This is a genomic window from Vineibacter terrae (assembly GCF_008039615.1).
Classification (GTDB): domain Bacteria; phylum Pseudomonadota; class Alphaproteobacteria; order Reyranellales; family Reyranellaceae; genus Vineibacter; species Vineibacter terrae.
Genome location: NZ_VDUZ01000030.1, coordinates 99,990 through 111,001, shown reverse-complemented (window position 1 = coordinate 111,001; position 11,012 = coordinate 99,990). Strand labels below are relative to the sequence as shown.

Annotated in this window: 10 protein-coding genes; all 10 read left to right on the top strand. The window is 70.9% G+C overall.

Annotated elements, in window-relative coordinates; all coding sequences use genetic code 11:
* Window positions 1-45 precede the first annotated feature (45 nt).
* The 10 genes from rsmD to mdoH all read left to right on the top strand — a co-directional run bounded on the left by rsmD (window position 46) and on the right by mdoH (window position 11,006).
* Window positions 46-669, top strand: a complete 624-nt coding sequence (gene rsmD / locus FHP25_RS24205) for a 16S rRNA (guanine(966)-N(2))-methyltransferase RsmD (RefSeq protein ID WP_147849542.1) — start codon at window positions 46-48, stop codon at window positions 667-669.
* The gene (locus FHP25_RS24200; protein WP_147849541.1) at window positions 666-1,415 is read left to right on the top strand and encodes a histidine phosphatase family protein; all 750 of its coding nucleotides are present in this window, start codon (window positions 666-668) and stop codon (window positions 1,413-1,415) included. Before rsmD ends, FHP25_RS24200 begins: the two co-directional genes overlap by 4 nt.
* A complete protein-coding gene (queF, locus tag FHP25_RS24195) occupies window positions 1,412-1,888 on the top strand; it encodes a preQ(1) synthase (RefSeq protein WP_147849540.1) in 477 nt (158 codons plus the stop codon). The genes FHP25_RS24200 and queF overlap by 4 nt, the downstream gene beginning before the upstream one ends.
* 8 nt (window positions 1,889-1,896) lie before the next feature.
* Complete coding sequence (locus tag FHP25_RS24190) at window positions 1,897-2,343, top strand: nucleoside deaminase (RefSeq protein WP_231712454.1); 447 nt, start codon at window positions 1,897-1,899, stop codon at window positions 2,341-2,343.
* Window positions 2,344-2,701: 358 nt separating this feature from the next.
* Window positions 2,702-3,343: a bifunctional nicotinamidase/pyrazinamidase gene (pncA, locus tag FHP25_RS24185; protein ID WP_147849539.1), complete on the top strand. Its 642-nt coding sequence runs from the start codon at window positions 2,702-2,704 to the stop codon at window positions 3,341-3,343.
* Between the two features lie 106 nt (window positions 3,344-3,449).
* A complete protein-coding gene (locus FHP25_RS24180; protein ID WP_147849538.1) occupies window positions 3,450-4,751 on the top strand; it encodes a glucose-6-phosphate isomerase in 1,302 nt (433 codons plus the stop codon).
* A gap of 145 nt (window positions 4,752-4,896) precedes the next feature.
* The gene (gene mutL / locus FHP25_RS24175; protein WP_147849537.1) at window positions 4,897-6,747 is read left to right on the top strand and encodes a DNA mismatch repair endonuclease MutL; all 1,851 of its coding nucleotides are present in this window, start codon (window positions 4,897-4,899) and stop codon (window positions 6,745-6,747) included.
* A gap of 55 nt (window positions 6,748-6,802) precedes the next feature.
* Complete coding sequence (locus tag FHP25_RS24170; RefSeq protein ID WP_178133746.1) at window positions 6,803-7,201, top strand: hypothetical protein; 399 nt, start codon at window positions 6,803-6,805, stop codon at window positions 7,199-7,201.
* 191 nt (window positions 7,202-7,392) lie between these two features.
* Complete coding sequence (locus FHP25_RS24165) at window positions 7,393-8,973, top strand: glucan biosynthesis protein (protein ID WP_147849535.1); 1,581 nt, start codon at window positions 7,393-7,395, stop codon at window positions 8,971-8,973.
* Window positions 8,974-8,975: 2 nt separating this feature from the next.
* Window positions 8,976-11,006 (top strand): glucans biosynthesis glucosyltransferase MdoH, encoded by a 2,031-nt coding sequence (gene mdoH, locus FHP25_RS24160; protein ID WP_147849534.1) that lies wholly within the window; start codon window positions 8,976-8,978, stop codon window positions 11,004-11,006.
* The last annotated feature ends 6 nt before the right edge of the window (window positions 11,007-11,012 follow it).

The following is an 11,012-nucleotide window of genomic DNA, read 5'->3' as shown; positions in this document are numbered from 1 at the left end:
CGGGGCGCGCGCCGACCGCGGCGGCAAGCGGCCGGGAGGCCGGCCATGAGCCGGGCCAAGCGTGCGCCGGAGCCGGTGGCGCCGCGCATCGGCGCCGGCAAGCATCGCGGCCGGCCGCTGGTGGTGCCGCCGGGCGTCGAGGTGCGGCCGACGGCGTCGCGGGCGCGCGAATCGCTGTTCAACATCCTGATGCATGCCGACCTCAACGGCGACGGCACCTCGCCGCTGCCGAGCGCGCGCGTGCTCGATGCCTTCGCCGGCTGCGGCGCGCTGGGCATCGAGGCGCTGTCGCGTGGGGCGGCGCATGTCACGTTCATGGACAGCTCGTCCGAGGCCGTGCGCACGGTGGGCGAGAATCTGCGCACGCTGAAGGAGGCGGCCAGCGCGCGCGTGCTGCGCACCGACGCCACCCAGCCGCAGCCGGCGCCGCGCGACGGCGCGTGCACGCTGGCGTTTCTTGATCCGCCCTATCGTTCCGGCCTGGCGCCGCGCGCACTGGCGGCTCTGGCGCGCGTCGGATGGCTGGCGCCGGGCGCCGTATGCGTCGTCGAGGTCGGCGGCAAGGAGGATCTCGAGGCGGTGCCCGGCTTCACGGCATTCGACCAGCGCCGCTACGGTGCCGCCAAGATCATCTTCCTGCGCTACGAGCCGTCGGATCCGGCGCCATGAGCAATCGGCATCCGATCTATGTCTTCCGGCACGGCCGCACAGAATGGAATGCGATCGAGCGCATCCAGGGCGCGCTCGACTCGCCGCTCACCGAGCGGGGCCAGGCGCAGGCGCGTGCGATGGGCGCCGCGCTGCGCGCCGAGCTGCAGGTGGCCGGCATCGCGGCCGGCGACGTCGTGGTGGTGGCCAGCCCCTTGGGCCGCGTGCGCCAGACGGTGGCGCTGGCCTGCGGCGAAGCCGGCATCGATGCCGCCGGCTGCCGTTTCGACGACCGGCTGCGCGAGGTGACCTGGGGCGACTGGGACGGGCTCACGCGGGCCGAGATCGAGCGGCGATGGCCCGGCACCCTGGCCGAGCGCAACGACCTGAAGTGGGCGCATCAGCCGCCGGGCGGCGAGAGCTACGCCATGGCCGCGCCGCGCGCGCGGGCGGCGTTGCAGGCGCTGCTGTCGCTGGCGGCCGGCCAGCCCGTGGCCGCCTTCTCGCACGGCGCCATCGGCCGGCTGCTGCGTGGCGCCTATGCGCGCTTGGCGCCCGACGAGACCGTGTCGCTCGAGGAGCCGCAGGATGCGTTCTTCCGCCTGCAGGGCGGCGCCGTCACGCGCATCGCGACGAGTGTTCCTCCCCACGAAGTGGGGAGGTGCCCCGAAGGGGCGGAGGGGAGCCGACGTGGTCTTCGTAACAGGGACCACGTGTGCTTCCCATCCGGCCTTCGGCCACCTTCCCCGCAGGCGGGGAAGGCATGACAGGGACGAGTCGGATGCCCGACTACAAGCACCTCAAGCAGCTCGGCCGCGCCACCAGCCTGCCGGCCTCACCCGACGCGGCGGTGCTGGAGAGCGTGCCCAACCCGCATCCGCGCACGCTCTATCTGGTGCGCTTCACGCAGCCCGAGTTCACCTCGCTGTGCCCGATGACCGGCCAGCCGGATTTCGCGCATCTGGTGATCGACTACGCGCCGGCGGCGAAGCTGGTCGAGAGCAAGTCGCTGAAGCTGTTCCTCGCCAGCTTCCGCAACCACGGCGCTTTCCACGAGGATTGCACGCTGATGATCGCCAAGCGGCTGGTGGCGGCGCTGAAGCCGAGATGGTTGCGCATCGGCGGCTACTGGTATCCGCGCGGCGGCATGCCGATCGACGTGTTCTGGCAGACCGGCGCGCCGCCCAAAGGACTGTGGCTGCCCGACCAGGGCGTCGCGCCCTATCGCGGCCGCGGCTGAGCGCGGCGATGAAGCCGTCGCCGATGACCCTGGCGCTGGCGCAGGCGCGCGCCGCGGCGGCGCGCGACGAGGTGCCGATCGGCGCCGTGATCATCGGCCCCGACGGCGCGGTGCTGGCGGCCGACGGCAACCGCGTCGAGGCCCTGAAGGATCCGACGGCCCATGCCGAGCTGCTGGTGATCCGCGAAGCAGCCGCCAAGCTGGGCGCGCCGCGCCTCGTCGACTGCGATCTCTACGTGACCCTGGAGCCCTGTCCGATGTGCGCCCAGGCGATCGCCTTCGCGCGCATCAGGCGCCTGTACTACGGCGCCGCCGATCCCAAGGGCGGCGGCGTCGAGCACGGCCCGCGCATCTTCGCCCAGCCCACATGCCACCACGCGCCGGAGGTCTACTCGGGCATTGCCGAGACCGAGGCCGCCGACCTGCTGCGAGGCTTCTTCCGTGCGCGGCGCTGATCGCTCCGGAATCTTCCCTTCTCCCCGCGCAGGCGGGGAGAAGGTGCCCGCAGGGCGGATGAGGGGCTTCTCGCCGTTGCGGGCGTGGCACGGTTCGAAAATGGATTCGAATATCGGCACCTGTGCTGCAGTCGCACCGCGAAGCCCCTCATCCGGCGCTTCGCGCCACCTTCTCCCCGCCTTCGCGGCAGCATTCGCATATGCCCCTACCGTCATCCCGAGCGTAGCGAGGGATCTCCCGCGAATTGCGCACCGTGCGCCTTGCCGCAGGAGATCCCTCGCTGGCGCTCGGGATGACAGCGAGGTCATATGCGAATGCCCTGGCCTTCGCGGGGAGAAGGGCTGTTAGGAGCAGTCCATGAGCGACACGACGGGACTCGGGCCGGGATCGGCCCTGCTGGTGATCGATGTGCAGAACGATTTCTGCCCCGGCGGCGCGCTGGCGGTGCCGGGCGGCGATGCGATCCTGCCGGCAATCAACGCGCTCATCGGCGCGGCCGACCTGGTCGTGCTAACGCAGGACTGGCATCCGCGGCGGCACGGCTCGTTCGCGTCGGTGCACAAGGGCAGGGCGCCGTTCGAGACCATCACCGTCGCCTACGGGCCGCAGACGCTGTGGCCCGACCATTGCGTGCAGGGGACGTCAGGCGCCGCCTTTCATGAGGAGCTGCTGACCGACCGTGCCGCGCTCATCGTGCGCAAGGGCATGCGGCCGACCGTCGATTCCTACTCGGCCTTCTTCGAGAACGACCGCGTCACCACCACCGGGCTGGACGGCTGGCTGCGGTCGCGCGGCGTCTCGCGTGTCGTGTGCTGCGGGCTCGCTTTCGACTACTGCGTCGCCTACTCGGCGCTGGACGCGCGGCGCCTCGGCTTCTCGGTGGCGGTGGTCGAGGACGCCTGCGCCGCCATCGACCTGGACGGCAGCCGCGCGGCGCAGGCCGCGGCGATGCAAGCTGCCGGCGTGGTCCTGACGACGGCCGCCGCGCTGGGCGCTTGAAAGTCCACAGGCTTGGGGCGCGGCGCTTTGACCGTTGCCGATGCTCCTCTAGTCTCGCTCGATCAGACGCACCATATTTGTGTTGTATCAACACCAGATTCGACTCATGCTGTATCAACACCAGATCGACGACATCTTCTCCGAGGCCATCGGTGGCAATGGCCTTTCGCAACGTGCCTTCGAGCGCGAGCTTGAGCAGGCGCTGCCGGCGCAGGCCGGCATCAAGAGCCGTCACGAGGATGGCTCGCTGCCGCTGCTGCGTCTGCCGGCGGCGCGAGACGATCTCGCGGCGCTGAAGCCGCATGTCGAGCGGCTGCGACAGTTCGCGCATGTGGTGATCCTGGGCACCGGCGGCTCCAGCCTCGGCGGCCAGACGCTGGCGGCGCTGAACGACATCGGCTTCGGCCCGGCGCAAGGCGCGCCCAAGCTGTGGTTCATGGACAATGTCGACCCGGCCACTTTCGCCGAGCTGCTGACGCGGCTGGATCTGGCGAAGACGGCCTTCGTGCCGATCTCCAAGTCGGGCGGCACGGCCGAGACCCTGACCCAGCTCTTCGTCGTGCTGGAGGCGCTGGAGGCCAAGCTCGGCAAGGGCAAGGTTGCCGATCATCTGCTGACCATCACCGAGCCCAAGGACAACGCGCTGCGCAAGATCGCCCAGCGCGTCGGTGGTGCCATCCTCGATCATGACCCCGGTGTCGGCGGGCGCTTCTCGGTCCTGTCGCTGGTCGGCCTGCTGCCGGCGATGATCGCAGGCCTGGATGCGGCCGCGATCCGCGAAGGCGCCGCCAGCGTGCTCGATCCGCTGCTGGCCGCCGGCGAAGAAACGGCGACCGCGCCGACGACAGGCGCGGCGCTGTCGGTGGCGCTGTGGCGCGAGCGCGGCGCCGGCACCACGGTGCTGATGCCCTATGTCGACCGGCTGGCATATTTCGGGCTGTGGTTCCGGCAGCTCTGGGCCGAGAGCCTGGGCAAGAACGGCTACGGCACGACACCGATCCGCGCCATGGGCACGGTGGACCAGCACAGCCAGCTGCAGCTCTATCTCGACGGGCCGGCCGACAAGCTCTTCACGCTGGTGATCCGCGACACGGCCGGCGAGGGCACGAAGATCCGGCGCGCGGCGCTGGATGGCGATGACTCGCTGACCTATCTCGCCGACCGCTCGCTGGGTGATCTGCTGCTGGCCGAAGCCAACGCGACGGCCGCGACCCTGGCCAGGAACGGCCGCCCGACGCGCACGCTGCGCATTGAGCATCTGGACGAGCGCGTCATGGGCGCGCTGCTGATGCACTTCATGCTCGAGACCATCATCGCGGCCGACCTGCTGCGGGTCGACGCCTTCGATCAGCCGGCCGTCGAAGAAGGCAAGGTGCTGACCCGCAAGTACCTCGCGGGGCAGAAGTGATCCCGTTGGCAAACATCTTCCCTTCCCCGCTTGCGGGGAAGGTGCCCGAAGGGCGGATGGGGAGCTCACGTGGTCTCAGTTACAAAGACCTCGTCGGCTCCCCTCCGCCCCTTCGGGGCACCTCCCCACTGCGTGGGGAGGAAAAATGACCACCATCCGCCGCCTGTCGCCGACGCTGGTGAACCGCATCGCTGCGGGCGAGGTGGTGGAGCGGCCGTCGTCGGCCGTGAAGGAGCTCGTGGAGAACGCCATCGACGCCGGCGCCACGCGCGTCGCGGTGAGCCTGGTCGAAGGCGGCCGCAGCCTGATCACCGTCACCGACGACGGCGTCGGCATGGCGCCCGATGCGTTGGAGCTGGCGGTCGACCGGCATTGCACCTCCAAGCTCGGCGACGATGACGACCTGCTCGACATCCGCACGCTGGGATTCCGCGGCGAGGCGCTGCCGTCGATCGCGTCGGTCAGCCGCTTCACGCTGACCTCGCGGCCCAAGGGCGCCGACAGCGCCTGGGCCCTGCGCATCGAGGGCGGCAACAAGGGCCAGCCGGCGCCGGCCTCGCATCCGCCTGGCACGCGCGTCGAGGTGCGCGATCTCTTCTACGCGGTGCCCGCGCGGCTGAAGTTCCTCAAGGAGCCGCGCACCGAGCAGGCGCAGGTCGCCGACACCATCAAGCGCCTGGCGATGGCGCATCCGCAGGTCGCCTTCGCGCTGGAGGATGAGGACCGCACGCTCTTCAACTACCCCGCCATCGCGCCGACGCTGGTGGAGGATGGCGAGGACGGCGCCCGCCTCGAACGCCTGGCCGCCATCATGGGCCGCGACTTCGCGCAGAACAGCCTGCCCATCCGTGCCGAGCGCGAGAGCTTCGTGCTCACCGGCCATGTCGGCCTGCCCACGTTCAACCGCGGCACGGCCCAGCACCAGTACCTGTTCGTGAACGGCCGGCCGGTGCGCGACAAGCTGCTGGTGGGCGCGGTGCGCGGCGCCTATCAGGATTTCCTGGCGCGCGACCGCCATCCGCTGGTGGCGCTGTTCCTCGACGCGCCGCGCGGCATGGTCGACGTCAATGTGCATCCCGCCAAGACGGAGGTGCGCTTCCGCGATGCCGGCATCGTGCGCGGCCTGATCGTGGGCGCGATCCGCCAGGCGCTGGCCGCGGCCGGCCACCGCGCCAGCACGACCGTGGCGCAGGCGGCGCTGGGCGCGGCGCGGCCGCTGGGTGGCCTGCCGATCGGCGGTGGCGGACCGCGTGCCGCGGCGTGGCCGTCATCGTATCCGCCACCGCGGCCATCCGCCGGGCTGGCGGAAGCGGCGGCCGCCTTCTTCGCGCCGCAGCCGGCCGCAGCCGCGACGCTGGCCGGCGTCGACCAGGTCTCGGCGCGCGCCGAAATGGCGCCGATCGAGGATCCGCGGCGCTATCCGCTGGGCGCGGCGCGGGCCCAGGTGCACGAGACCTATATCGTGGCCCAGACCGAGGACGGGGTGGTGATCGTCGACCAGCACGCGGCGCATGAGCGGCTGGTCTACGAGCGCATGAAGGACGCGCTGGCCGAGCAGGGCGTGAAGCGCCAGATGCTGCTGATTCCCGAGATCGTCGAGCTGGGCGAGGACGCGGCGCGCCGGCTGCTGGCGCGCGCCGGGCAGCTGGGCGAGCTGGGCATGGTGATCGAGCCGTTCGGCCCCGGCGCGGTGGCGGTGCGCGAGACACCGGCGCTGCTGGGCGACACCGATGTCGCGGGCCTGGTGCGCGACCTCGCCGACGAGCTGGCCGAGTTCGGCGACCATCTGTCGCTGAAGGAGAAGCTGGAGGACGTGTGCGGCACGATGGCCTGCCATGGCAGCGTGCGCGCCGGCCGGCGGCTCTCCGTCGACGAGATGAATGCGCTGCTGCGCCAGATGGAGGCGACGCCGCATTCAGGCCAATGCAATCATGGCCGCCCGACCTATGTCGAGCTCAAGCTCGCTGACATCGAGCGCCTGTTCGGTCGACGGTGATGGCATGATACTTCGTGGAGCAACGAGCGCTCTTCTGCCCCTGGGCATGCTGCTCATGATGGTGGGTTCGGCTGCGGCGCAGCCGGCGCCACCGCCCATCGCCGCCGACGGCAGCTGGGTCGGCCGCGCCGAAGGCGGCGGCAGCTGCGCGCCGCTCGACGTGCGCATCACCGTCGAGAGCGGCCTGCTGGATGGAACCGCCAGCGAGCCCGACACCGGCCCGCCGCGCGTGCTGGGCAAGCGGGGCGAGCAGCTGCCGACGCCGCCGGCGCTGTGGCAGCTCAACGGCCGTGCCGACGGCAGCGGCGCGGTCAGCATCATCGGGCTGCGCTCGATGCGTGAACGCGACCGTCAGCGGTCGCGCTGGAGCGGCCGCGTCGATGGCGCCACGATGCAGATCCGCGAGACCGAGGGTCCCTGTCGTCGCAATGCGACGCTGACACGCGCCCGCTGAGGCTCGGCAATCGCCTCACGACCCCCGCGATTGCGCCGCATTGCGGTCCCAAAGCCGCTCTACCGCTCACATGGTCGACGACCATCAGCGTGAGCGTACCCGAAATGAGCCTGCGTGATCCTGCACGGATGCAACCTGCCTTGCGGCCCAGCGTTGCTGACGAGAGTCGCCCGATGGGGAATAGCCAGGCCATGGGAAGATGCACGCGGCGTGACCTGACGATCGGGGCGCTGGTCGCTGCCGCTTTGGGCCCGGCTGCCGCCGCCAGGGCGCAGCTGCCGGCGCCGGCCGGCCAGATCCCGGCCCCGCCGCCGGCGGCGTTCGACTACGACGTCGTCATCGAGGAAGCGCGGCGCCTGGCCATGGCGCCGTACCAGGCGCCGGCGCCGGCCGCCCTGCCGGCCGAGTGGCGCGACCTCACCTACGACCGCTACCAGCAGATCCGCTTCCGGCCGGCGGCGTCGCTGTGGAGCGACCGCAAGGCGTTCTTCCGTGCGCAGTTCTTCGCTGCGGGCTTCATCTACAGCACGCCGGTGGCCATCAACATCGTCACCGACGGCGTCGCCAATCCGTTCGTCGCCAGCCGCGACCTGTTCAATTGGAACGACGTCAAGCTGAAGGAGCCGCCGCCCGAGCAGGTGCCGCTGGCCGGCTTCCGCCTGCACTATCCCTTGCACGGGCCTGAGCCCGTGGATGAGATCGCCGCCTTCATCGGCGCCAGCTACTTCCGCCTGCTGGGGCGCAACCAGGTCTACGGCATCTCGGCGCGCGGCCTTGCGATCGACACCGGCCTGCAGCGCCAGGAGGAGTTCCCTGCCTTCCGCGCCTTCTGGCTGGAGACGCCGGCGCCCGAAGCGCGCGAGATCACGTTCCACGCGCTGCTCGACAGCCCGGCGCTGGCCGGCGCCTACAAGTTCACGCTGCGGCCGGGCACGGAGACGCGCCTGGAGGTCACGGCGACCCTGTTCACGCGCCATGGCGTGGGCCTGCTGGGCGTCGCGCCGCTGACCAGCATGTTCCTCGCCGGCAAGAACAGCGACCGGCGGCGGCCCGGCGACTTCCGCCCGGAGGTGCACGACTCGGACGGGCTGCTGATCGAGACCGGCCAGCGCGAGTGGCTGTGGCGGCCGCTGAGCAACTCGGCCGATCTCGACATCGCCAGCTTCGGCGACAAGAACCCGCGCGGCTTCGGGCTGATCCAGCGTGACCGCACGTTCGATCACTATCAGGACCTGCAGGCGCTCTATCATCGTCGGCCCAGCCTCTGGGTCGAGCCGGTGGGCGACTGGGGCGAGGGCGAGGTCAGGCTGATCGAGATCCCTGCCGATTCGGAGATCCATGACAACGTCGTGGCATTCTGGGTCGGCCGCGAGCCGGTGAAGGCCGGACAGCGGCTGGAGCTGAAGTACCGCCTGCACAGCTTTGCCGAGGCGGCGCGCTTTCCGCCCGGCGGCCGCGCGATCGCGACCCGCGTCGGCGTGTCCGACCTGTTCGGCACCGGCAAGCCGTCCAAGACGGCACGACGGGTGGTGGTCGATTTCGCAGGTGGCGAGCTCGAGAACCTGCGGCCCGAGCATCCCGTCAGCGCCCAGGTCAGCGTCACGGTAGGCAAGCTGCTCGACGCCCAGCTGCAGCCGATCATCCCGGGCAAGGCGTGGCGGCTGGTCGCCGACATCGAGCCTGACGGCAAGAAGCCGATCGAGATGCGCGCCTTCCTGCGGCTCTACGACGAGGCGCTGACGGAGACCTGGACCTATCGCTGGCGGCCCTGACCATGCTGCACCTTGAACCCAGCGCCCGATGGGCCTTCTGGCGGCGTGGCCTGATGGTGTCGCTCGTGCTCGCCAGCGCCGCCGGCGCCACATGGCTGATGGGCGTGGTGCTGGGCACCAACGGACTCACTGTCGCCGAGGGGGCGGTGCTGGCGGTGTTCGCCATCAGCTTCGCCTGGATCGCGGTGTCGTTCTGGGCCGCGGCGGCCGGCTTCGTGCTGTCGCTGCTGGGCCGCCATCCCGTGACCCTGCGGCGCGAGAGCGCCGCCGATGGCAAGCTGCCGGCGCTGCGCACACGCATCGCCGTGCTGATGCCGATCTACAACGAGGACACGCGGCGCGTCTTCGCGGGCCTGTCGGCGACCTACCGGTCGGTGGCGGCGACCGGTCAGCTGGCGCAGGTCGACTTCTTCGTGCTGAGCGACACCACCGACCCCGACATCTGGGTGGCGGAGGAGGCGATGTGGCACGACACCTGCCGTGCGCTCGACGCCGGCGGGCGGCTGTTCTACCGCCACCGCGCCGCCAATGTCGGGCGCAAGGCGGGCAACATCGCCGACTGGGTGCGCACCCAGGGCGGCGCGTATGAATGCATGGTCGTGCTCGATGCCGACAGCGTGATGGAGGGCGACACCATCGTGCGGCTGGCGGCCCTGATGGAGGCCAATCCCAAGGCCGGCATCATCCAGACGCTGGCCGTCGCCGCCAACCGCACGACGCTGTTCGCGCGCTGGCTGCAGTTCGCGAGCCGGCTCTACGGCCCGCTGCTGGCGGTCGGCCACAGCTTCTGGTGGGCCGGCGAGGGCAACTACTACGGCCACAACGCCATCCTGCGCACGCGTGCCTTCGCGGCGCATTGCGGCTTGCCCAAGCTGCGCGGCAAGGCGCCGCTGGGCGGCGAGATCATGAGCCACGACTTCGTCGAGGCCGCCTGCATGCGCCGCGGCGGCTGGCATGTCTGGTTCCTGCCCGAGCTCGGCGGCAGCTTCGAGGAGATCCCCTCCAACATCATCGACTACGCGGTGCGCGATCGGCGCTGGGCGCAGGGCAACCTGCAGCATGCCCGCATCCTGCGGGCGCCGCGCTTGCACTGGGTGAGCCGCCTGCACCTGGGGATGGGCGTGCTGGCCTTCGTCGCCTCGCCGCTGTGGCTGCTGCTGCTGTTCCTCAGCAGCTACGTCGTGATCCAGCAGGCGCTGGCGGGGCATGCCTACTTCCTGCCGGGCTACAACCTGTTTCCGATCTGGCCGGAATACCGTCCGGCGGAGAGCCATGCGCTGCTGGCCGTGACCGCCGCCGTGCTGTTCCTGCCCAAGCTGTTCAGCCTGGCGCTGACCCTGGGCAGCCGCGCGCGGCGCCAGAGCTTCGGTGGTGGCGGCCGGCTGATCGCCAGCGCGCTGGCCGAGGTGGCGTTCTCCCTGCTGCTGGCGCCGGTGATGATGCTGTTCCACAGCACCTTCGTGGCCACCATCCTGGCGGGCCGCAGCGTCGGCTGGGCCTCGCAGCCGCGCGACGACCGCGGCATCGCCTGGTCGGAGGCGATGCGCCGGCACACGGTGCACAGCCTGATCGGCCTGGCGTGGGGCGGGGTCGTGTTCTGGTACGCCATCGATTTCCTGTGGTGGGTGGCGCCGATCGTGCTCGGCATGGCCGTGGCGGTGCCGCTCAACGTGCTGTCGAGCCGTACGGGCGCCGGCCTGTTCATGCAGCGGCGCGGGTTCTTCTGGACGCCGGAGGAGACCGCGCCGACGCCGGCTCTGCGCATGCTCGGCGAGGAGCTGAGGCGGCAGGCCGACCAGCCGCTGCCCAGCTTCGAGCAGGTGTTGCAGGACCGGCGTCTGGTGGCGTTGCATCTGGCGCTGCTGCAGGACCGCGCGCCTGCCAATGATGCGTTGATCGAATCGGCCGAGCGTGCCGCGATCCGCGCTGATCTGCTGGCGCCGGTGGAACGGCGTGCGCTGCTCGGCAGCGCCGCGGCGCTGGAGCACGCCATGTCCACGGTCGAGCAGCGCCGCCTGCAGCGCGCGGCATAGTCTTGC